The following is a 22,980-nucleotide window of genomic DNA, read 5'->3' as shown; positions in this document are numbered from 1 at the left end:
TCCTTGTGAATTAGATTGTACTTTATAGTTAAGTAAAGTAAATCTCAACGTAAAGAAATCCAATTATGTCGTTGTCTTAGAAGAATGTAACTACAATCATTGATACAAATAAGATTGTTAAATAATTTAGGGAATAAACAAACATTTGTACGGACCATTTGATGTCATCTTGCTTACGGAAGCCATAAAATCCTAAAACGATCCATCCGATGTTTAACAATGTTGCAATTACCATAAATGTTATCCCTAGTCCACTCATATAAAATGGTAGTGGTAATAAACATACTGTCCAAATCATAATTTGGCGTTTCGTAATTTCAAATCCATGAACTACAGGAAGCATTGGAATTCCTGCATTTCGATATTCATCAACACGTTTCATCGCTAATGCGAGGAAATGTGGGATTTGCCAAATAAACATAATTAAAAATAACATCCAAGCAATTGGATGGCCTAAAGATGGATCGATTGCTGCCCATCCAATTAAAGGTGGAACTGCTCCAGATATACTACCTACAACAGTATTTAGTGTATACTTTCTCTTTGTCCATAACGTATATAAGACAACATATGTGAAAGCACCAATAAATCCCATTAATACTGCCATTGGTGTTGTTAATAATAAAAATACAAATCCAAGAAGTAATATAACTAGTCCAAATGTAAGTGCAAATCCCGGTTTATACTTCCCAGTAACTGTTGGACGGGTTTTTGTTCTTTCCATTAACGGGTCGATGTCTCGATCAATGTAGTTATTTAAACAACATACCCCTGCCATAATTAATCCAGAACCAACGATTGTAAAGAATAACTTATCCAGATTGTCCATCACACTTAATCCATTAAAATGTAATGCCAACCAAAATCCTGTAAATACAGTAAGTGTATTTGAGTTTACAATCCCCATTTTAACGAGCGCTGATAAATCTTGTAGCCGAGTTGTTTCCGGTACACTTGTAACAGCTGACTCATCATGCAGCTCACTTGTTGCATGGCTCATCACTTTAACCCCCTCTTAAAACTTTCATCTTTCTTTTTGCGCCTATTTCGAATGAAATATTTCGCTTCTATATAGCAATATTATTACAGTAGAAATATTGTTAATCCATTCTACTACTAATCTACGCCCATACTCCAATATATTAAATCATATTTCCCGAACATTTTGTGAAGAAAACATGAACTTTTTGTGTCGAATATAAAAACTTAATTCTTACTTGTCCTTATCATAACATGATGTTACCTTCTATAATAAACTTTTTTGTCATATTTAACACGTATTCTCCCCATATCTTTTCAAAATAGCCTGTTTTCCACCTAAAAATTCCCTTATATATCCTATTTCCACACCCATTTTCTCTCCCCTGTCTGCCCCCGCCATTTCTTTGCTATTTTATTATTTTTTATATATCATAGGAACTAGCGCTTTTTATTCTATACATAATGGAATGAAAATATTTCGCAATAACTTCATAGCAGAAAGATGGTGAAATAGATTGCAACGCTTTATTAAATGGTTAGCAGTCATTACGAGTCTTGATTTATTAATAGTTTTACTAGGAGGCGCCTTAGTTACAAAAACAGGTTCTGGCCAAGGGTGCGGTAAATCATGGCCACTTTGTAACGGTGAATTTGTTCCATCTAATTTATCAATGGAAACTATTATTGAACTAAGTCACCGCCTTACATCAGGATCAGCAGGAATTCTTGTCACTCTCCTTTGTATTTTGTCCTGGAAATATTATAAACATGTGCGCGAAACAAAAACGTTAGCAATTTTATCCTTCGTATTTTTAGTTGCGCAAGCATTAATGGGAGCGGCAGCAGTTGTTTGGGGACAAATGCCAGCTGTACTTGCTATCCATTTCGGTATTTCCTTAATTTCATTTGCTTCTGTCATTTTATTAACGTGTCTTATCTTTGAAATTGATCAGAAATTTGATGCACGTTCACTTATTATGGACAAAAAAATGAAATTTCATATTTATGGTGTAACAATTTACAGTTATATTGTCGTCTACACAGGTGCTTTAGTACGTCACGAACGAGCTAGCTTAGCCTGTCCAGACTTTCCTTTATGTAGCAAAAATAGACCTATGCCAACTCAACTACATGAATGGGTTCAAATGGGACATAGAGTTGCAGCGATGTTAATTTTCGCTTGGATACTATACGCGATGATTCTCGCTATTCGCCATTACAAGCAGCAGCCTGTCGTATACTGGGGATGGATCATTTCATTTATCCTTGTTACACTTCAAGCTATCGTAGGAATTTTAGTCGTATTTACAAATGCTAATTTAGTAATGGCATTATTACATTCACTATTCATTTCTTGCTTGTTTGCTGTACTATGCTATTTAGTTATGTTAGGTACACGAAGTAAAGTGAATGCAAAAGAAGCTGAATCAACTTCTAAACAAACAAAATAAATTTAAATTAAAATACCTTGCTGAATTGGCAAGGTATTTTTTGCAATAAAGTGAAACTTTAATCAGTGGGGGTCTTCATCCCCCACTGATTATTAGCCCGCACCAATCAGGCTTTTATGGGCAGTTGATCCCCCATCTAACTTCTTTGTTTTCGCTGAATTTTGAGGCGGGTGTCTTACTGCCCGGCGAATAGCGGGATAAAGAAAAAGAGCTGCATTTACACAGCTCTTTTTCTTTTTTAGTGATCTAATTCAATCAGTAAGTCACCCGTTTGAATTGCATCTCCATCGTTAACATATACTTTTTTCACTTTACCATTGAACGGCGCTTGAACTGTCGTTTCCATTTTCATCGCTTCTGTAATTGCCATAGAATCGCCTTTTTTCACTTCATCGCCTTCTTTAACAACTACTTTAATAACCGTTCCTGGCATTGTTGCACTAATGTGGTTTGGGTTTTCACGGTTTCCTTTCACACGTTGTGCCACTGTTGCTTTCACACTTTCGTCTTTCACAACTATCTCACGTGGTTGACCGTTAAACTCCAAGTAAAGAACACGATTTCCATCTGGCTGAGGCTCTCCGATTGATACTAGTTTAACCATCAATGTTTTACCTTGTTCGATTTCCACATTGATTTCTTCACCAAGTCTCATACCATAGAAGAATGTCGGTGTATCAAGCACAGATACACTTCCATAAAGCTCAGCAACTTTTTCGTAATCCATAAATACTTTTGGATATAATGCATATGCAACTACATCAAAAATCGTCACTTCGCGTCCAAGCTTATGGAATAGCTCTTCTTTTAACGCGTCGAAATCTACTGGCTCTAATAATTCACCCGGTCTTACTGTTAATGGCTCTTTCCCTTTTAAAATAATTTCTTGCAACTTTTTCGGGAAACCACCATATGGCTGTCCTAAATCTCCTGAGAACATTTCAACAACAGATCCTGGGAAGTCCATAGAATGCCCACGCTCTAAAACATCTTGTTCTGTTAAGTGATTTTGAACCATAAATAATGCCATATCACCGACAACTTTAGATGATGGCGTTACTTTAACAATATCGCCAAACATGTCATTCACACGGCGGTACATTACTTTCACTTCATCGAAGCGATCTCCTAAACCAACCGCTTTCGCTTGTTGTTGTAGATTACTATACTGTCCGCCTGGCATTTCGTGCATATATACCTCTGTATGAGGTGCATTCATACCACTTTCAAACGGTGCGTAGTATTTACGTACATCTTCCCAATAATGAGATAGTTTTTCTAATGAATCTATATTAACGTCTGGCTGTCTTTCGTTTCCACCTAATGCATAGTATAGCGTGTTCGCACTTGGTTGTGACGTTTGACCAGCCATAGAACTTACTGCTACATCGACAATGTCAACACCTGCTTCAATTGCCTTTGTATACGTTAATATACCATTTCCACTCGTATCGTGTGTATGCAAGTGAATCGGAATCGATACCGTCTCTTTTAATGCAGAAACTAAATCATATGCCGCATTAGGTTTTAATAAGCCTGCCATATCTTTAATTCCTAATATATGTGCTCCTGATGCTTCTAACTCTTTTGCTAAGTTTTTATAGTAATTTAAATCATATTTACTACGTAACGGATCATGAATATCTCCTGTGTAGCACATTGTTGCTTCTGCAATTTTACCAGTATCTCGTACAGCATCAATCGCAACTCTCATACCTTCTACCCAGTTTAAGCTATCAAAAATACGGAACACATCAATTCCAGCTTGAGCAGAACATTCCACAAATTTTTGAATTAAATTATCCGGATAGTTTTTGTAACCAACTGCGTTTGAAGAGCGAAGTAACATTTGGAATAAAACGTTTGGCATTTTTTCACGAAGATCTAGTAATCGTTCCCATGGATCTTCCTTTAAGAAACGATATGCAACATCAAACGTTGCACCACCCCACATTTCCGCTGAGAATAGGTTCGGTAACATTCTCGCTGTCGGCTCTGCAATTTGATGTAAATCTTTTGTACGAATACGCGTCGCCAGTAATGACTGATGCGCATCACGGAATGTTGTATCCGTTAAAAGTACACGCTTTTGATCTTGTACCCATTTTACTAATCCGTCCGCTCCACGCTCATCCAAAATTTGTTTTGTTCCATTTTGAACCGGCTCTGAGTGTAATACATTCGGTATACGAGCATCCGGGAAAATTGGTTTCTCTTTTTTCCCTACTCCTGGGAAGCCATTTACTGTTACTGACCCAATGTAATTTAACATTTTTGTTCCGCGGTCTTTACGTTTCGGGAACAGGAATAGTTCAGGTGACGCATCAATAAATGAAGTGTCATATTCTCCTGATAAGAAGTTTTTATGTTTTACTACATTCTCTAGGAATGGAATATTTGTTTTAATACCACGAATACGGAATTCTTTTAAGTTACGTTCCATTTTCGCAGCAGCTTGTTCAAAAGTAAGTGCCCATGTTGTAACTTTTACAAGTAAAGAATCATAGTACGGTGTAATAACAGCACCTTGGAAACTATTACCTGTATCAAGACGAACACCGAAACCACCGCCTGATCGGTATGCCATAATTTTCCCTGTATCCGGCATGAAATTATTTAGTGGGTCCTCAGTCGTTACACGAGATTGGATCGCAAATCCATGAACAACTACTTCCTCTTGCTTCGGAACACCTACCATTTTACTATGTAATGCATGTCCATCAGCTATTAAAATTTGCGATTGAACGATATCTACCCCTGTGATCATTTCTGTAATTGTATGTTCAACTTGAACACGCGGATTTACTTCAATAAAGTAAAACTCATCACCTTTTACAAGAAATTCTACTGTTCCTGCGTTTAAATAATTTACATTTTTCGTTAATTTCACAGCAGCATCACAAATACGCTGACGCAAATCATCTGAAAGCGACACACTAGGTGCGATTTCTACCACTTTTTGGTGACGACGTTGTACAGAACAGTCACGCTCGTATAAATGAATAACATTGCCCTCTTCATCTGCTAAAATTTGAACTTCTATATGTTTAGGTTTTTCAACGAATTTTTCAACGTATACTTCATCATTACCAAAGGCTGCTTTCGCTTCTGACTTCGCTCGATTATACGATTCTCTTAATTCTTCACTACTACGTACAATACGCATACCACGACCGCCACCGCCAAGGGAAGCTTTAATAATAATCGGGTAATCATACTTTTCAGCAAATTCTCCAACTTCTTCTACTGAATTTACCGGCCCATCACTACCAGGAATAACTGGAATTTGTGCTAGCTGCGCTTGTGTTCTTGCTTTCACTTTATCTCCAAACATATCTAAATGCTTACTCTTTGGACCAATAAAGATAATCCCTTCTTCTTCACAACGTTTTGCGAATTGAATATTTTCTGACAAGAAACCATATCCAGGGTGGATTGCATCTACATGATTACTTTTCGCAATCTCAATAATGCCCTCAATATCTAGATAAGCATCAATTGGCTTTTTCCCTTCCCCAACTAAATAGGACTCATCGGCTTTATAACGATGATAAGAACCACTATCCTCTTTAGAATAGATTGCAACTGTTTTTAATCCAAGTTCCGAACAAGCTCGAAACACACGAATTGCAATCTCTCCACGGTTAGCTACCAATACTTTTTGAATACGTTGCAGCTTTGTCATGATTTTCCCCCTCTACTTTCCTACCACTCTAGAGATAAAATATATACACACCCTAAAGAGCGTGAAGTTCTTCACTTTCTACATTATATTATACTTAGAAAGCTTCACTTTATTTTTATCCATCATACCTTATTTTTTAACAAATGATAAGTTTTCTGATCAATTTGTTTCACAAAAATAGTATAGCATACCTCTTCCTTTTCTAACAACTTAATTGTATATCACATTTGATTTAATGTGATATATTTTTTAGTGTATATACCAATTAATGCATCCTATTTAATGTTTCTTGCACATAAAAAAACACATCGCGCTCTAAAGCACAATGTGTTTTTTATTTTACTACAACAAGACGCGGTCCATCTTGCTCACTTTCTTTCATTATCTCATTTTGTTGTTTCTCTTGTCGTTTTACGTGACTAGCAACATTTAATAATATACCCATCGCAATTAGATTAGCCAATAAAGAACTACCACCATAACTAATAAACGGTAAAGGTACTCCTGTAAGTGGTATTAATCCAGACATACCACCAACATTAACAAAAGTTTGTATCCCAATTAAACTTGCAATTCCGATTGCAATTAAACTTCCAAATGGATCTTTACACTTCTGTGCTACTCTAAACGAACGAATGATAATAAGTAGTAAACAGATTAAAATGATAGCTACACCTATAAAACCTAGTTCTTCAGATATAATCGCCATAATAAAATCCGTTTGCGGCTCTGGTAAGTAGCCATACTTTTGTATACTATTTCCTAGTCCTCTACCATTTAACCCACCTGAAGCTATTCCAATAAAGGAATTAACTAATTGAAATCCATCATTTTGAGGATCACTAAATGGATCAAGAAAAACTGAAAATCGAGCTTTTTGGTATTTACTTAATTTATAGTCCCCAATAAAATACAACGCCGGTATCCACACGACAGATGTTAATAAAAATCTTTTTATCCACAAGTTAACATTAACTCCTGAACAGAAGAACATAATTAACACTGTTCCACCTATTAATATGTCAGTTCCTAAGTCATTTTGTAATAAAATTAACACCATCGATCCACCGACAACAAATAAGGGAGGTATTATCCCTTGGAAAAAAGGGGTTTGCCTCTCTTGTTTCTTAGCAAAAAAACTTGCTAACGTAACAATAACTGCTATTTTTACAAACTCAGCTGGTTGTATACCTAGTATCCATCCTTTTGCACCATTGATTACCTTACCGAAAAGGAAAGCTGCTGTTAGTAATCCAATACTCCCTAACCCCATCGCTGCAAGAACTATTTTTTTCCTCCACAATTTGTAAGGGATTATAACGGCAATCACAAGTATTACCGTTCCAATAGCAAGAGCAACTAATTGTTTTTTAAAAAAGTGATCTGCTGGCCAGTTATATTTCGACGAAATCGCGACAATGGAACTAGAACTATATACCATTATAACTCCCAACACACATAATATAACAAGAGGAAGTAATAATGAATAATCCATTGATTTCCATACTCTTTTCATTTCATTTCCTCTTTCTGTTTCAATTTAATTATTGTTGTATTCCATATGTACATTGATTCTTCCTGCTTTATTATACAAATAAAAAGCCCAAACTATTTCAGTTTGAGCCCCCCTATTTGAACCCGTTATTGTTGTTTGTTTGTAAATGCTTCATGAAGTGCAGATAACTCACGTTCAAGCTCTCCTAACATTGCTTTCCCTTGTTCTTCTGCAATAAGACCAAGGCGAACTGCAAAATCGACCTCGCGGGATAGTCCAAACATTTGTGTGTCTAACACTTCTTCATATAATGGACATTGCGGCATTGTAAGATTGTCCATTTGTACCTTAATAAGTCTTAAAATCTTCTCCGCATCCGCTTGTAGAAGGGCTAGTGCCTTTTCCTGATGATTTGATACTGTCTCAGACGCCAAATTGATTCCCTCCGTTTCCGTCCTACTCTCTCCTATCTATTAATATTAGCGATAGTTTTAGTAAATTGCAATAGAAACATTTTTTGTGACAACCGTGTCTAATGCTATTATACTGAAAAGTGGGAGTATAACACAAATGGGGGAACAACAATGAGCGAAATTTTATTTATTAATGGAAAAGTTCGTTTTCCAATCACTATCGATCCAACTGTTTGGATCTTTGATGATCGAAAAGTAGATTTGACAACTTACTTTGATGAAACAAGAGAAAACACTTCAGAACTAGAAGCTTATTTAAAAAACACTTCAGAGCATTGGGATCGCGAAATCCGTGATGGTGCTGCGTTTCCACCGATACAACAAAGTGTAAAGAAATATAAAAAAGAACAACTAATTACCGGAACGTTCGGTATACCATTTCATCCATTTCTTGCTAACGCCGAAATTTCAGAGGACGCTACGCAAGTCGAAATTGAAACAGTAGATCAAACAATAATACTTCCATTAGAAACTGTAGAAAATGCTATTCTTGGTTTTTCAAAAGAAGGAAAGCCATTAAAAGAGGATGGACCTGTTCATCTATATTACAATGATGGATCTAATAGACAAAATCCAATCCGTAACATCCGTAAATTTACAATTATTTAAAGTGTATACTTGGAAGAAAAAGGAGTGAGCCTCAGCTCACTCCTTTTATAATAAATCCGCTGCAAGTTGAGCTAAATTAGACCGCTCCCCTTTAACAAACTTTACATGACCACTAATACGTTGCTCTTTAAACTTCTCTACAACATATGTTAAACCATTATTATATTCATCCAAATACGGGTGATCAATTTGCTGAGGATCTCCCATTAATACAATTTTACTTTTTTCTCCTACCCTTGTTAATATCGTTTTCACTTCATGCTTCGTTAAATTTTGTGCTTCATCAATTATAATGAACTGATCTGGAATACTTCTCCCACGTATATAGGTAAGGGCCTCTACTTCAATCGAACCCATTCCAGCTAAAATAGCATCTAACTCTCCTGGCTTTTTCGTATTAAATAAGTACTCTAGATTATCAAAAATCGGTTGCATCCATGGTCTTAACTTTTCTTCTTTTTCTCCTGGTAAATAACCGATATCTTTTCCGACTGGAACAATTGGCCTTGCAACGAGTAGTTTTTTATATAGTCCTAAATCTTCCGTTTGCATGAGTCCTGAAGCCAACGCGAGTAATGTTTTTCCTGTACCAGCTTTCCCCGTTAACGTTACTAGCGGAATATCTTCACGAAGCAACAATTCTAACCCCATAATTTGCTGCACATTTCGTGGTCGTATCCCCCATACTTGTTCATTGTGAAAAATAAGTTTCTTTACCTTCTTACCTAAATGATCCACAATGCCAAGTGCTGAACTAGATCCCCCTAATGCATCTTTCATTACTACAAACTGATTTGGATAAAAAGGGTGATTTGCAATTTCGGATAAAGGCAATTCACCTTTTTCATAAAAATAATCTAATTGCTCTTTTGATATATACCCTTCTAAAAATCCTGAATATATATTATCTACTTCAATTACACGATCACTTAAATAATCTTCCGCCTTCAAACCAATTGCATCAGCTTTTACCCTTACGAGCACGTCTTTACTTACTAAAATAACAGACTTCCCGTCCTCTTTTTCTTGTTCTTCTAAAGATAGATTTTTTGCTACAGCTAAAATTCGATTATCATTTGTTTTTTCTACAAAAATATCTTGTAGTTGAACAAATGAACGATGATTTAATTCAATACGAAATGTACCGCCGTTTTCTAACGGAATACTTTCATGCAGCTTTCCTATTTCACGAAATTTGTCTATTAACTTAGATACATAACGAGCGTTTCGTCCTACTTCATCCATATAACGTTTTTTCGAATCAACCTCTTCTAATACAACTGCTGGAATCACTACTTCATTTGTTTCAAATGAAAAAATAGATAAAGGATCCTGCAAAAGTACATTCGTATCTAACACATAAATTTTATCCAACCTGTTACCCCCTGACTCCACTTTTAAATTTGTAGAACAAGGGTTTCATCCATAAAATATGGACGAACCATTGTTATAATTATATGTACCGTATAAACGAGGTAGAATCGAAATTCATAACCATGAAACCTTTTATTTATTTTTTATTCATTTCTATTCAATATATTACTTTTAATTATAATTATTAACATAAAATCACAATAACTGATTACAAAAGTTAATAACTTATTTTCTTATTTATCACATTTATAATTCTTTTATTCCTACTAACACTTGGTTATCCAGCTTTTTCGCTGCGCGAATATCATATGTTTTTTCATAGGTTGGCTCAGTTGCAAGCTTCGCTCCATAAAACATAACATCACGTACTTCTTGTACATTTACTTCTATTACAGTTAATTTTAGAGGAATGCCTTCCATTCTATCAGTCAAAATTTCACCTGCACCACTTATGGAAAATACGGATTCATTCGCCATTATAGTCAATACTAGCCCAGTACTATGCCGTATATTTTCCACAATACGTGAACGTTGATCTACTGCAAATCGAATACTAGTTTTACTCACTGCATACACCCAAGAAATAGCACTTACGTTAGGAACTTGTTTTTCGAAGTCTGTTGTTGCTACCATAACAATACATTCTTTACGTAACGTTTGTACTAAATCATCTGTTAATGTAGGATCTACTACATTCGCCATATTTCCACCTCCAAATATACTTACTATATCCTTATCATAACTTATTTTTTGAATTGCGAAAATATTATTTTTTCCCGCTATTATTCAAAAATATTACACTTCCATGATATACTTATACTGATAGAATTCGTATTGAGGTGACGAAATGAGAGTCAAGTGTATGATTTGTGATAAAAAAGATATGTTAGATGATGAAAATCCTATGGCAAAAAAACTACGTAACCGCCCTATTCATACATATATGTGCATGGAATGTTCGGAACGAATTGCAGAACGTACGATGGAACGTCATGCAAGTGGTAATTTCCGATTATACCGTGATAAAAAAGTCGAAGACGATTGGTAAAATGTAAATAAGTCCTTAATCATATAGATAAGGACTTATTTATATTTTTCAGGTTCACGATTCATTTGATCCAAAAAACAATCAATAGCTTCTAACGGAAACCTTGCAGATTTTCTTTCTCCATTCATTTCATATGTAATCAAATACATTTCTTCATTCTTTTTAACTTCCACATTCTTTAATTTATGTTCTTCATATATCATATTTTCAAATAACAAATACGTTTCTTGTGCAGCACGATCATCTGGACGTGCTTCGGCAACTGTTTTAATTGTTAACCAATTATATAACGCATCTTGTACTGAACGCATAAAAATTTGCCCCCTCACCCTGCTTTTTGTTGTCTCGCTTGACGTAAACGCAACCTATAAATCCCAAGTACAATTGCCGCTACAACAAGGCCCTCTCCAACAGGTAAAAAAACTGCAAAGAAAGTTAAAACTGTACATCCAATCGCTAACGATATATATATCACTATATTTTTTATTATTGATAGTTTTCTTGCAAAACCTAAATTATACACAAGTGCACTTAATATAATAATGATGCCATACAGCAACCACATCCCTAGTTCCGGATTTTCATCAACTTTACATAATTTCGCAAAAAACGACATTCTTTCTAACATCATTCATCCCCCTTTCTCACAAGAAACAAATTTTATTTATGTACTTAATACAAGAGTAACCCGCAAAAAAAATACTGTCCACAAAAAAGAGTAAATATTCCAAAAATAAATACAATAAAAAACAGCCACCCCTCAAAGGTAGCTGTTCTATTATTTTACGCTTCTACAGATTTCTTTTTCTTAGCAGCTCTTTCGCGCTCGCTCTTATCAAGAATCTTTTTACGTAGACGAATTGATTCTGGAGTTACTTCACAGAACTCGTCATCGTTTAAGTACTCTAATGACTCTTCTAAAGTCATTAAGCGTGGTTTTTTCATTGTTGAAGTTTGATCTTTCGTCGCAGAACGAATATTAGTTTGTTGTTTCATTTTTACAACGTTAACTGTTAAGTCATTCTCACGAGTATGTTCTCCAACAATCATACCAGCATATACTTCTGTACCTGGTTCAACGAAGATTACACCACGGTCTTCAACTTGCATAATACCGTATTGTGATGCTTTTCCTGTTTCAAGTGAAACTAGAACACCTTGGCGACGTCCACCAACTTGTCCAGCGTGTACTGGTTGGTAGCAATCGAATGTATGGTTTAAAATACCGTAACCACGAGTTAATGTTAAGAATTCTGTTGTGTAACCAATTAAACCACGTGCTGGAACCATGAAAGTAAGGCGAACTTGACCGTTTCCGTTATTCACCATATCTAACATTTCACCTTTACGTGCACCCATAGATTCCATAATAGAACCAGTGTATTCTTCAGGTACATCGATTTGCACGCGCTCTACAGGCTCACATCTTACGCCATCAACTTCTTTAATAATTACTTCAGGCTTAGATACTTGTAGTTCATAACCTTCACGACGCATGTTTTCAATTAGGATAGATAAATGTAATTCCCCGCGTCCAGATACGATCCACGCATCAGGAGAATCTGTATTATCTACACGTAAACTTACATCTGTTTCTAATTGTGAACGAAGACGCTCTTCAATTTTACGAGATGTAATGAATTTACCTTCACGACCTGCAAATGGGCTGTTATTTACAAGGAATGTCATTTGTAGTGTTGGCTCATCAATACGTAATAATGGTAAAGCCTCTTCATGCTCAACCGGACATACCGTTTCACCTACGTTAATGTCTTCCATACCCGAAACAGCTACTAAATCTCCAGCTTTTGCTTCTTCAATTTCTTGACGTTTTAATCCAATGTAACCAAATAATTTCGTTACACGGAATTGTTTTACAGTTCCATCAACTTTCATTAATGCAACTTGTTGTCCTACTTTCATTGTACCACGGAATACGCGTCCAACCCCGATACGACCAACATAGTCATTGTAATCAAGAAGTGCTACTTGGAATTGAAGTGGCTCTTCGCTGTTATCAACTGGTGCTGGAATATGTTCAATAATTGTGTCAAACAATGATTTCATATTCTCTTCTTGATTTGCTGGATTTGAATCTAAGCTTGCTGTTCCGTTCATTGCTGATGCAAATACAACTGGGAACTCTAATTGATCTTCGTTTGCACCAAGTTCGATGAATAAGTCAACTACTTCATCAACTACTTCATCAGGGCGAGCGAAGTCACGGTCAATTTTGTTTACAACAACGATTGGAGTTAAGTTTTGCTCAAGAGCTTTCTTTAAAACAAATCGTGTTTGTGGCATACAACCTTCATATGCATCAACAACAAGTAGAACACCATCAACCATTTTCATGATACGTTCTACTTCTCCACCGAAGTCAGCGTGACCAGGTGTATCTAAAATGTTAATTCTTTTATCTTCATAGTGAATCGCAGTATTCTTCGCTAAAATTGTAATACCACGTTCTCTTTCTAGATCGTTTGAGTCCATTGCGCGTTCTTCAATATGTTCATTCGCACGGAACGTCCCCGCTTGACGTAATAACTGGTCAACAAGTGTTGTTTTACCATGGTCAACGTGGGCAATAATTGCTATATTTCGTAAATCTTGTCGTTTTTTCAACATGTCCAACTCCTAATGTCTTTTTAATCCTTCTCTATTATAAGAGCGAAGGGGATACAATGGCAATCAAAATAAAATCAAGAATGAAAATATAGTTGTATTCTTACTTTTGTGAAAGTAAAATGAGATTGGAGGGTGAAGAAATGGAACACATTCAATATCGCTTTTTATTAACTGCAATTATCGGTGTTATTTTCTTAATCGGTATCGGCATTATGGTTGCTGAAAATAGTCCCATCGGTATTATTATTTGCATTATCGGCACATTTGTTACAGTTGGATACGGTTTTGTAACAAAAAGAAAAATGCGTAAATCGAAATAACGTCAAAAAGTAAGAAGCGCTTATACAGCCTCTTACTTTTTTTGTTACTCCGCTATAAATCGTAACAACTCTTCATACACTCCTGGTTTTGCAACTAATACGCTGCTCTTCTCTACGATAGAAAGCGGGGATCCAGAAAAAGTTGTCACCTTGCCTCCAACTTCCTCTACAATTATCTGTCCCCCACCAAAATCCCATGGTGATAATCTCGGCGTTACATATGCATCTATTCTTCCTGTTGCAACGTATACCATCTCTAACGCTGCACAGCCATATGATCTCGTGCCTCTTGCTTTCTTAACCAGCGCCATCATACTTTCCTTATTAAGCATTGGATTGTCGGTAAGCCATATCGCATTTAAAGCTACAATACCTTGCTCTACAGTTCCTTTTTCCAATAAAGGTATTGGTACTTCATTACAAAATGCTCCAGCTCCCTTTACCGAATGGTATAATTCATCATGAACTGGATCATAAATGAGTCCAACCTTTCCGATACCGTTCTCATAAATTCCAATTGAAATTGCGAAATTTCTTTTTTGATGAACAAAGTTCATCGTGCCATCAATTGGATCAATTAACCAAACAACCCCATCAGAAGAAGTTACCTCATCTCCATAACCTTCTTCTCCTAAAATATTATGGTTCGGGAATGTTTCTTTAATTTTCCCAATTAAAAACTGTTCTATTTCTCGGTCCATATTTGTTACTAAATCAGCTGCATTGGATTTCGTTTCTATAATAAGTGCTTTTTCCATTGATGCCTTTAAAAACTCTCCTGCATCTCGAATCCACTGTTTGGCGTGTGCATCGATGTCTTTCCATACTTCTTGCATGTTTAAACACTCCGATCTATACTGTTCACAGAAAAAACGAACCCTTTATAAGGTTCGCACCAACTAATTTTTTATACATATACTATTATTACGCTTCTAAACGAATCATTTCAAGTCTTAACACTTCTAACTTTTGTACACACTCTTCTTTTTTCAGTTTATCATTTTCCATCATCGCATCATATAAAGTTGCTAATTCATAATCTAGCTCCAAACGTAGCACCGGTATTCTCTTTTCAGCATCTGTTCTCTTTAACGCATTAATCACCTGTCTCATATTATTTGCCTCCTCCCAATATTCGTCTGCCCTCGGACTGGAATTGATTCAATTTTCTGATTTTTTGTTTTATACTATACTATGTTGGATAAATCATCTATGCAACAAAATTATATTTTTTTATTTAAATTTTTTTGTGCTGTTTTTTTTATGAATAGTACAAGCTATGCTAAAATAAAAGCAAAATAGGAGTTGGAGGAACAATCATGACACTACAAACATTCAAGTCAACTGATTTTGAGGTCTTTACAGTTGATGGTCTCGAAGAACGAATGAGTGCAATTAAAACGAACATTCATCCTAAGCTTGAAGCTTTAGGGGAACAGTTTGCAACGTATTTATCCAAACAAACTGATGAGAACTTTTTTTATCATGTAGCAAAACATGCACGCCGCAAAGTCAATCCACCAAACGATACTTGGGTTGCTTTTTCAACAAATAAACGCGGTTATAAAATGCTGCCACATTTCCAAATTGGATTATGGGGTACTCATGCCTTCATATACTTTGGTTTAATCTATGAGTGTCCACAAAAAGTGGAGACGGCTCACGCCTTCTTAGAACATTTAAATGATTTAAAAACAAATATTCCAAATGACTTCGTTTGGTCCATTGACCATACTAAACCAAGTGTAAAATTACATAAAACACTTGAAACAGAAGACTTACAAAAGATGATTGAACGTCTAGCTACTGTGAAAAAAGCAGAATTATTAGTTGGTATTCATATATCACCAGAGGAGTTTTCAGCAATGACCAACGAACAATTCCTTGCTAAGATTGAATCTACGATGCAATCACTCCTTCCTTTATATGCACTTTGTAATCGATAGTAGAAAACGGACAATTTATATTGTCCGTTTTTAGTTGTTATCACATTATATCACTTCAGTTTTCATTTTTCAAAATTTTTTTACATTTTCACAAGCTTTTGTTCTTCAGTTTCTTTCGCCCTTTGAATCGCACGGTATATAGAATATCCACTTACTTCTTGAAACTCTTTATCAATTTTCTTCTCTTCTGCTTTAGATGGAACAATCTCTTTAAAACGACGATATAATCCCATTAATTCTTCTCTTATAATTCCTTTTTCATATGCTTTCTCAATTGCTTCATAAAACTTCACAATTACAACCATTTCCTCATTTGACCAATTATAATCTAACGGATATTGATATTCCATTTCGCACCTCATTTATCATTTCTTCTTATTTCAATATGCTATCTTAAAGGGATTTTTTTCTTCTTCACTATAGCCACTTTGCATTATACACTATTTATTCATTGTGATGGAATTGTCTTCCTCTATAAGTTAATTGGAAATAACTATTTAACATACTCACTGTAAAAATATTTTTTTCTATACATCAATAATTATTGGTGATATAATGCTTTTGTTTTATAGAAAATAAAGTGAACCTACCATCTCAAAAATGCTTTTGTGATTGGCAGAAAAACAAGTCTCATTCTAAAAAGCACTTAATTTTTTTAGAACAAGATTATATAAAACAAACTCTAATAAATATTATGAAAAAGAAGGGGTGTATAGATTGTCCCAATACGAAACACCATTGTTTACCGCTTTAGTTGAGCACAGTAAGCGAAATCCAATTCAATTCCATATTCCTGGTCACAAAAAAGGACAGGGCATGGATCCTACATTTCGCGAATTTATTGGGCATAATGCATTAGCAATTGATTTAATTAATATTGCGCCGCTCGATGATTTACATCATCCAAAAGGTATGATTAAAGAAGCACAAGATTTAGCAGCCGCTGCATTTGGTGCAGATCATACTTTCTTTTCTATTCAAGGTACAAGTGGTGCAATAATGACAATGGTGATGAGCGTGTGCGGTCCTGGTGACAAAATCCTAGTGCCACGAAACGTGCATAAATCAGTAATGTCAGCTATTATTTTCTCAGGTGCAAAACCGATTTTCATGCATCCTGAAATCGATCCAAAACTTGGTATTTCACACGGAATCACAATTCAATCTGTCAAAAAGGCACTTGAAGAGCATTCAGATGCGAAAGGCTTACTTGTTATTAATCCAACATACTTTGGCTTTGCTGCGGACTTAGAACAGATTGTCCAATTAGCCCATTCTTATGATATCCCTGTACTAGTTGATGAGGCTCATGGTGTTCATATTCATTTTCACGATGAATTGCCGATGTCAGCGATGCAAGCCGGTGCAGATATGGCAGCAACAAGTGTTCACAAATTAGGAGGATCTTTAACGCAAAGTTCTATTCTTAACGTGAAGGAAGGCCTTGTGAACGTTAAACATGTTCAATCTATTATTAGCATGCTTACGACTACATCAACTTCTTACATCTTGTTAGCATCCCTAGATGTTGCTAGAAAACGTCTTGCTACAGAAGGAACAGCACTCATAGAACAAACAATTCAATTAGCGGAACAAGTTCGTGATGCTATTAATGCTGTTGAGGATCTTTACTGTCCTGGGAAAGAAATGCTAGGTACAGATGCTACTTTTAACTACGATCCTACAAAGATAATTGTATCTGTAAAAGATTTAGGTATTACAGGCCATCAGGCTGAAGTATGGCTTAGAGAGCAATATAACATTGAAGTAGAACTCTCGGATTTATACAACATACTATGTCTTGTCACTTTTGGGGATACAGAAAGTGAGACAAATACACTTATTGCAGCATTACAAGATTTAGCAGCAACATTTAGAAATAAAGCCGATAAAGGTGTTCAAATACAAGTAGAAATTCCAGAAATACCAGTGCTAGCACTTTCTCCTCGAGATGCTTTTTATTCGGAAACAGAAGTCATTCCGTTTGAAAATGCAGCAGGTCGTATTATAGCTGATTTCGTTATGGTTTATCCGCCAGGGATTCCAATCTTTACTCCGGGGGAAATTATTACACAAGATAACTTAGAGTATATTCGTAAAAACTTAGAAGCGGGTTTACCTGTACAAGGTCCTGAAGATATGACATTACAAACATTACGTGTGATTAAAGAGTACAAGCCTATCAGTTGATAGGCTTTTCTTTCACCTTTTTTCTCTTTTCCCATACGATATTAAGTAATGTAACGTATAGGTGGGGATACTATTATGATTGTAATAGGCCGTTCTATTGTACATCCTTATATCACAAATGAATATGAGCCATTTGCAGCTGAGAAACAACAAATTTTATCGATAATGGCAGGAAATCAAGAAATTTATTCCTTCCGAACATCTGATGAACTCAGCTTTGATCTAAATTTGCGAGTGAATATTATTACTTCTGCATTAGAACTTTTTCAAAGTGGATTTCAGTTTCGCACATTTCAACAATCCTTTTGCAACCCCCAGTATTGGAAAAGAACACCACTTGGAGGATTCGAGCTACTACCAAACATACCCCCTTCCATTGCCATACAAGATATTTTCAAAAACGGAAAACTATATGGAACTGAATGCGCCACCGCTATGATCATTATTTTTTACAAAGCTTTACTATCATTATATGAGGAAGAAACTTTCAACCGTCTCTTTGCAAACCTTTTACTTTATACGTGGGACTACGATCAAGATTTAAAGCTCATAACAAAAACGGGTGGCGATCTTGTTCCAGGTGATCTCGTTTATTTTAAAAATCCACAAGTGAATCCAGCTACGATCGAGTGGCAAGGAGAAAATACAATCTATCTAGGAAATTTCTTTTTTTACGGACATGGCGTAGGTGTAAAAACAAAAGAGGAAATTATATACTCATTAAATGAACGACGAGTCCCTTACGCTTTTATTTCAGCTTTCTTGACCGATACTATTACCCGTATTGATAGCCGTCTCATGAGCCACTACGCCTCTCCTAGCACTCCACAGACATCGATAGGATTTATTCCGATTAGAGATGATGCAATCGTTGCAACAGTTGGCCATACAACTACAATTTATTAAAAAAAGCGCCTACATATGTAGGCGCTTCTTCTTATTTAAGCTTTTGTATGTTCTTTATGGTCACATTCGCAATGAGATCCACATTTTCCGTATAGTACTGTTGATTTTTCATCTTCAAAATGTCCGATTGTTCCTTCACATACTTGGCATACGATTGTTCCCACTTTTCATTTCCCCCTGAGTTTTAATAATAATCTACTTATTTATAATTAAGCTTTCGCCTTGTCTCTATTAGCACAGTCACAATTTGTACCACATTTTCCGTAAAGCACTGTCGTTTTTTCATCTTCAAAATGTCCGATTGTTCCTTCACATACTTGGCATACGATTGTTCCCATTTTTCATTTCCCCCTAAGTTTATGGTCCTAAAAACTTTTAGCTGTCCATTTCCTATCAATTATTGGGCTTTTGTATGCTCTGTGTGATCACATCCGCAAGATCCACATTTCCCGTAAAGTACCGTTACTTTCTCATCCTCGAAGTGTGCAATTGTACCTTCACAATCTTGACATACGATCGTTCCCATTTTTCATTTCCCCCTAAGTTTATAATCCCAAAAACTTTTGTAACCGCTTAACTTTCTGTCTTTATTTTAATATGTTATACTTTTTACGTCAATAGGTTTTTAGTATAACACATTAAATATTTTTAATTTAAATTAGTATGCGATATTCGAACAAAAAAACAGCCATATTTATACGTACGACTGTTTTACATTAATTATTCTTCATATTCCGCATGCAAAGAAGTAGATGGGACTAAAAATTTAAAAAACTGAGCTAACTCTGCTGCTTCCTCTTCTGACCCTAATTTAAAAACTTCCTGTATATGTTGCACATTCTCTACATCATCTCTTCCAAGTAAAGTAGACCTTCCTGTTTGCATACAAACAATGAGCAGCTTTCCAAAAAACATATTTGTATAAATAACACCAAAATCATAACGAGTATCATGTGTCATAAACCCCAAAAATCGTACCTTCACACTTTCATGCTCATCATACAATTTTTCAAACATCGGTTTCCACCTTTCTACATCACCTTTCATTAGTATATTAAACAAAAAAAGGAATACTCCTTTTAATTGTCAAAAAATTCAGTAGGATGTAGAATGATAGTATTCTACTAAGTTAGGAGGAACTTATATGCAACATGCCTTTATTACGCTTGTACCTAAATCCAATCAACAAACTGTTTCAACAGATGATATAAAACAACTTTTTCAGTACTATAAAACAGTTACTTCCAAAACTGGTGTTCAAATTAATTACGCTTATACAAATACCGCTTTTCCTTATGAAATTTTAGATACATCAGCAACAACATTAAAACTACAAGCTACTCACGATCGATATGACTCCATATATGTTGGTGTTGGTATAGAAAAGGAACAATCTTTTATTCAGATTTCTTTACCACCTAATGCAACATTCGGTGATAAAGGAAAAGCAAATGAATTTTGCCGTTTTCTAGCGAAGAAATTAGAAGGAGAATTACAATTATTTAATGGAAGAACAATGTATTTCTATAAGCGTTAATTTAAAAACAAAAATAAATGATTAGAAAGATCATACTATTTGTGCAAGTAAGAAGCATCGCTTTTCTCCTTGCACTTAGTATGACATACGCTATTACATACGCTAAGTACAAAAATATAAGAAAAAGAAAAATTTTATAATGAAGTTTATCACGACTTGACAATAATAACACTACTGAAAATCCACTCCATAAAACTAGATGAAAAAATGAAGCTAGTGTAATTTTCATAGCGTTACCTCCTTTTTCTTCCTATTATATGCTTCAGCTCTTCCCTCTTAACATTTTGAAGGTAGACTTTTCCAAATCCCACCTAATTCATCGTTGTATTTTTCTTTTTCAAATTCTCCAACTATTCTAATGCGAATATTCCTCGTTTTTAACAATACATTCTCTCATATCTCCTATAAGATAGATTATTCATTCATCGCATGGCATACTCCTTAAAGAGAAAAGATAGAAAGGATTTAATGATACATGGTATTTAGCAATTTGTTTTTCTTATGCCTTTTTTTACCTGCAATTCCTTTCGTGTACTACTCAGTACGGAAAGAATTACAAAACATAGTTCTTCTATTATTTAGTTTATTATTTTATGCTTGGGGAGAACCAATATATGTCTTCCTAATGCTTTTTTCTATTTTCATCAACTATTGGTTCGAAATATGGCTTAATAAAGACCGACTGTCTAGTACAAATAGAAAAGTTATTCTGACTATAGCAATCGTTGTCAATACTGCTATACGCGGATATTTTAAATACGCTAATTTCTTAGTAGATAATATAAATGGCATTTTTCATACAAACATTGTACTAGAAAAAATCCCCTTACAATTGGGATTTCATTTTTCACTTTCCATGCAATGAGTTATATTATTGACATTTATAAGAAAAAAGTAGAAGCTCAGCGAAATCTATTTGACCTTGCACTATACTTTACTATTTTCCCACAATTAATAGCAGGACCCATTGTTCGATATAATACAATCGCTTTTCAATTACATGTTAGAACAGTTACTGCTGATAAGTTTTCAGAAGGAATTCGTCATTTTATCATTGGATTAGGAAAGAAGGTTTTAATTGCGAATCAATTAGGAGCTATTGCCGATGAAATATTTGCGATGGATCCAGCAACAATGAGCGTATCCACTTGGAAAATCTATCGTAATCTCTTCATTGTATGGGCGTTAACCGGATTTTGGCATGGAGCTAGTTGGACATTTATGATTTTGGGGTATTTATTACGGATGTTTAATCGCTTTAGAAAAGGCTGGTTTCGAAAAATTATTACAAAAATTATGTTGGCCGATTCAACACGTATACGTTATGTTTTTAGTGATTATTGGTTGGGTGTTCTTCCGCGCTGATAATTTTAGCTACTGTTCTAAATTTTCACAAGCAATGTTCGGATTAAATAGATCGTTGACTGACATTACGAGTTATTTCTATGTGATGAATTATTGGTTAATCTTTAATACTTGCTATTATTACATCCGCTCCATTTTTCTCTTGGATCAAGAATCAATTAGCAAATAAAAAGGTAGTCATTTTATCTCCACTTTATTACTTGAGTGTCTTAATCATAACTATGATGTATTTAACGAATGCAACTTACAATCCATTTATTTACTTCCGCTTCTAAAGGAGGGCTAACTATGAAAAATTTCACTAAAGGAATTTACTCATGAACAATTAGAAGATCTATACTTTAAGACCGATCATCATTGGAATATGAAAGGTGCATTTTATGCATACGAGCAAACAATGAAGCACATTGCTAATGAATCTAAAACATTTAAAGGTAATGCTGTTAATCGAGATGATTATAAAATAACTATAGAAAAACCGAATGGACACTTTATCGGTAGTTGGAATAAACAACTGTATAATTTAATAGAAACACCTGAAACAATCCCATATGTACAATTAAAGCAAAACCCAAATATGTGGGATAATTACACTGTATATCTCGGTCCAAAATCAGAAGAATCGATGAAAATGCCGATGAAGGAATTCTTTGCAGTGGACAAAAATAAGCTTTCACCAGACTATAGTTTCGTTTACAAAACAGACTATGCACAGATAAATATTTTAAATCCAGATGCAAAAACCAAACTACATGCTGTCATTATTAAAGATTCTTATGCAGATGCAACTTATCCTTTATTTGCACAAGAGTTTGAACAAACAACATTTATTGATCCACGATTTGCGGCAAGCAAAAATGTAAAACAAGAACTCGAAAAACTAAATGCTGATATCGTGTTATTCCTTTATAATGACACTAGTACAAATAAAAAATGTATCAATTTGAAAATAAAGAATAAAAAAAACGTCTT

At 35.0% G+C, this 22,980-nt stretch carries 25 protein-coding genes and 2 pseudogenes; 10 read left to right on the top strand and 17 right to left on the bottom strand.

Annotated features, from left to right (window positions below; all coding sequences use genetic code 11):
- Positions 1 to 76 precede the first annotated feature (76 nt).
- A complete protein-coding gene (gene ctaB / locus ACSG5Z_RS12900) occupies positions 77 to 1,000 on the bottom strand; it encodes a protoheme IX farnesyltransferase (RefSeq protein WP_000017546.1) in 924 nt (307 codons plus the stop codon).
- A 496-nt stretch (positions 1,001 to 1,496) separates the two neighbouring features.
- Between ctaB and ctaA the strand changes: the two genes are divergently transcribed.
- A complete protein-coding gene (gene ctaA / locus ACSG5Z_RS12895) occupies positions 1,497 to 2,432 on the top strand; it encodes a heme A synthase (protein WP_001188735.1) in 936 nt (311 codons plus the stop codon).
- Positions 2,433 to 2,670: 238 nt separating this feature from the next.
- Here the strand turns inward: ctaA and pyc are convergent, their stop codons facing one another.
- The 3 genes from pyc to ACSG5Z_RS12880 all read right to left on the bottom strand — a co-directional run bounded on the left by pyc (position 2,671) and on the right by ACSG5Z_RS12880 (position 8,046).
- Complete coding sequence (gene pyc / locus ACSG5Z_RS12890) at positions 2,671 to 6,117, bottom strand: pyruvate carboxylase (protein WP_097889653.1); 3,447 nt, start codon at positions 6,115 to 6,117, stop codon at positions 2,671 to 2,673.
- Positions 6,118 to 6,451: 334 nt separating this feature from the next.
- The gene (gene ftsW / locus ACSG5Z_RS12885) at positions 6,452 to 7,633 is read right to left on the bottom strand and encodes a putative lipid II flippase FtsW (protein ID WP_435711512.1); all 1,182 of its coding nucleotides are present in this window, start codon (positions 7,631 to 7,633) and stop codon (positions 6,452 to 6,454) included.
- A gap of 125 nt (positions 7,634 to 7,758) precedes the next feature.
- A complete protein-coding gene (locus tag ACSG5Z_RS12880; RefSeq protein ID WP_000135698.1) occupies positions 7,759 to 8,046 on the bottom strand; it encodes an Fpa/YlaN family protein in 288 nt (95 codons plus the stop codon).
- Between the two features lie 150 nt (positions 8,047 to 8,196).
- Between ACSG5Z_RS12880 and ACSG5Z_RS12875 the strand changes: the two genes are divergently transcribed.
- Entirely contained in the window at positions 8,197 to 8,694 is a 498-nt protein-coding gene (locus ACSG5Z_RS12875; RefSeq protein WP_088123318.1) for a molybdopterin-binding protein, read from the top strand.
- A gap of 45 nt (positions 8,695 to 8,739) precedes the next feature.
- Here ACSG5Z_RS12875 and ACSG5Z_RS12870 read toward each other — a convergent pair whose 3' ends face one another.
- Together ACSG5Z_RS12870 and ACSG5Z_RS12865 are read right to left on the bottom strand one after the other, a co-directional pair.
- Positions 8,740 to 10,068: a PhoH family protein gene (locus ACSG5Z_RS12870; protein ID WP_000358079.1), complete on the bottom strand. Its 1,329-nt coding sequence runs from the start codon at positions 10,066 to 10,068 to the stop codon at positions 8,740 to 8,742.
- 246 nt (positions 10,069 to 10,314) lie between these two features.
- Positions 10,315 to 10,770: a PNPOx family protein gene (locus ACSG5Z_RS12865; protein WP_000024571.1), complete on the bottom strand. Its 456-nt coding sequence runs from the start codon at positions 10,768 to 10,770 to the stop codon at positions 10,315 to 10,317.
- A gap of 145 nt (positions 10,771 to 10,915) precedes the next feature.
- Between ACSG5Z_RS12865 and ACSG5Z_RS12860 the strand changes: the two genes are divergently transcribed.
- Entirely contained in the window at positions 10,916 to 11,116 is a 201-nt protein-coding gene (locus ACSG5Z_RS12860) for a YlaI family protein (protein ID WP_001995040.1), read from the top strand.
- Between the two features lie 35 nt (positions 11,117 to 11,151).
- Here the strand turns inward: ACSG5Z_RS12860 and ACSG5Z_RS12855 are convergent, their stop codons facing one another.
- From ACSG5Z_RS12855 to typA, 3 genes are all read right to left on the bottom strand, one after another.
- Positions 11,152 to 11,427, bottom strand: a complete 276-nt coding sequence (locus ACSG5Z_RS12855) for a hypothetical protein (RefSeq protein WP_046956451.1) — start codon at positions 11,425 to 11,427, stop codon at positions 11,152 to 11,154.
- A 14-nt stretch (positions 11,428 to 11,441) separates the two neighbouring features.
- Positions 11,442 to 11,744 carry a YlaH-like family protein gene (locus tag ACSG5Z_RS12850; RefSeq protein ID WP_000893656.1) on the bottom strand — a complete coding sequence of 101 codons (303 nt, stop codon included), beginning with the start codon at positions 11,742 to 11,744 and terminating at the stop codon, positions 11,442 to 11,444.
- 155 nt (positions 11,745 to 11,899) lie between these two features.
- Positions 11,900 to 13,744, bottom strand: coding sequence for a translational GTPase TypA (typA, locus tag ACSG5Z_RS12845; RefSeq protein WP_000914755.1), 1,845 nt, complete (start codon positions 13,742 to 13,744; stop codon positions 11,900 to 11,902).
- A 140-nt stretch (positions 13,745 to 13,884) separates the two neighbouring features.
- On the opposite strand from typA, the gene ACSG5Z_RS12840 reads away from it, so the two are divergent.
- Positions 13,885 to 14,064 carry a DUF5325 family protein gene (locus ACSG5Z_RS12840; RefSeq protein ID WP_000400128.1) on the top strand — a complete coding sequence of 60 codons (180 nt, stop codon included), beginning with the start codon at positions 13,885 to 13,887 and terminating at the stop codon, positions 14,062 to 14,064.
- 44 nt (positions 14,065 to 14,108) lie between these two features.
- Here ACSG5Z_RS12840 and ACSG5Z_RS12835 read toward each other — a convergent pair whose 3' ends face one another.
- Positions 14,109 to 14,900 carry an inositol monophosphatase family protein gene (locus tag ACSG5Z_RS12835; protein ID WP_098230329.1) on the bottom strand — a complete coding sequence of 264 codons (792 nt, stop codon included), beginning with the start codon at positions 14,898 to 14,900 and terminating at the stop codon, positions 14,109 to 14,111.
- An 88-nt stretch (positions 14,901 to 14,988) separates the two neighbouring features.
- Positions 14,989 to 15,177 (bottom strand): YkzI domain-containing protein, encoded by a 189-nt coding sequence (locus tag ACSG5Z_RS12830; RefSeq protein WP_001250166.1) that lies wholly within the window; start codon positions 15,175 to 15,177, stop codon positions 14,989 to 14,991.
- A gap of 206 nt (positions 15,178 to 15,383) precedes the next feature.
- Here ACSG5Z_RS12830 and ACSG5Z_RS12825 point away from each other — a divergent pair, with 206 nt between their 5' ends.
- Positions 15,384 to 16,010 (top strand): YktB family protein, encoded by a 627-nt coding sequence (locus ACSG5Z_RS12825; RefSeq protein ID WP_000175087.1) that lies wholly within the window; start codon positions 15,384 to 15,386, stop codon positions 16,008 to 16,010.
- Positions 16,011 to 16,090: 80 nt separating this feature from the next.
- Here the strand turns inward: ACSG5Z_RS12825 and ACSG5Z_RS12820 are convergent, their stop codons facing one another.
- Positions 16,091 to 16,360, bottom strand: coding sequence for a UPF0223 family protein (locus ACSG5Z_RS12820; protein ID WP_000456567.1), 270 nt, complete (start codon positions 16,358 to 16,360; stop codon positions 16,091 to 16,093).
- A 367-nt stretch (positions 16,361 to 16,727) separates the two neighbouring features.
- On the opposite strand from ACSG5Z_RS12820, the gene speA reads away from it, so the two are divergent.
- Entirely contained in the window at positions 16,728 to 18,200 is a 1,473-nt protein-coding gene (speA, locus tag ACSG5Z_RS12815; RefSeq protein ID WP_000084901.1) for an arginine decarboxylase, read from the top strand.
- A gap of 75 nt (positions 18,201 to 18,275) precedes the next feature.
- On the top strand, positions 18,276 to 19,106 hold the full coding sequence (locus tag ACSG5Z_RS12810; protein WP_000635322.1) for a protein-glutamine gamma-glutamyltransferase: 831 nt from the start codon (positions 18,276 to 18,278) through the stop codon (positions 19,104 to 19,106).
- A gap of 35 nt (positions 19,107 to 19,141) precedes the next feature.
- Here ACSG5Z_RS12810 and ACSG5Z_RS12805 read toward each other — a convergent pair whose 3' ends face one another.
- From ACSG5Z_RS12805 to ACSG5Z_RS12790, 4 genes are all read right to left on the bottom strand, one after another.
- Entirely contained in the window at positions 19,142 to 19,270 is a 129-nt protein-coding gene (locus ACSG5Z_RS12805) for a GapA-binding peptide SR1P (RefSeq protein ID WP_000536796.1), read from the bottom strand.
- A 45-nt stretch (positions 19,271 to 19,315) separates the two neighbouring features.
- Entirely contained in the window at positions 19,316 to 19,444 is a 129-nt protein-coding gene (locus ACSG5Z_RS12800) for a GapA-binding peptide SR1P (RefSeq protein ID WP_000536801.1), read from the bottom strand.
- Positions 19,445 to 19,503: 59 nt separating this feature from the next.
- Positions 19,504 to 19,632 carry a GapA-binding peptide SR1P gene (locus ACSG5Z_RS12795; protein WP_000536778.1) on the bottom strand — a complete coding sequence of 43 codons (129 nt, stop codon included), beginning with the start codon at positions 19,630 to 19,632 and terminating at the stop codon, positions 19,504 to 19,506.
- Positions 19,633 to 19,826: 194 nt separating this feature from the next.
- A complete protein-coding gene (locus ACSG5Z_RS12790) occupies positions 19,827 to 20,123 on the bottom strand; it encodes a DUF3055 domain-containing protein (protein WP_088064496.1) in 297 nt (98 codons plus the stop codon).
- A gap of 127 nt (positions 20,124 to 20,250) precedes the next feature.
- Between ACSG5Z_RS12790 and ACSG5Z_RS12785 the strand changes: the two genes are divergently transcribed.
- Positions 20,251 to 20,643, top strand: coding sequence for a DUF1885 family protein (locus tag ACSG5Z_RS12785; protein ID WP_001163318.1), 393 nt, complete (start codon positions 20,251 to 20,253; stop codon positions 20,641 to 20,643).
- Between the two features lies 1 nt (position 20,644).
- Here the strand turns inward: ACSG5Z_RS12785 and ACSG5Z_RS12780 are convergent, their stop codons facing one another.
- Complete coding sequence (locus ACSG5Z_RS12780; protein ID WP_048546134.1) at positions 20,645 to 20,872, bottom strand: hypothetical protein; 228 nt, start codon at positions 20,870 to 20,872, stop codon at positions 20,645 to 20,647.
- Positions 20,873 to 21,118: 246 nt separating this feature from the next.
- Between ACSG5Z_RS12780 and ACSG5Z_RS12775 the strand changes: the two are divergent.
- Positions 21,119 to 22,283, top strand: a pseudogene (locus ACSG5Z_RS12775) (MBOAT family O-acyltransferase).
- Positions 22,284 to 22,312: 29 nt separating this feature from the next.
- A pseudogene (locus ACSG5Z_RS12770) lies at positions 22,313 to 22,968 on the top strand (DHHW family protein); the annotation flags it as partial.
- Positions 22,969 to 22,980 lie beyond the last annotated feature (12 nt).

It is taken from the genome of Bacillus pretiosus, from assembly GCF_051294775.1.
Lineage (GTDB): Bacteria > Bacillota > Bacilli > Bacillales > Bacillaceae_G > Bacillus_A > Bacillus_A wiedmannii.
Note: the sequence above shows the minus strand (reverse complement) of the source record. Positions and strands in the feature narration are given on the sequence as shown.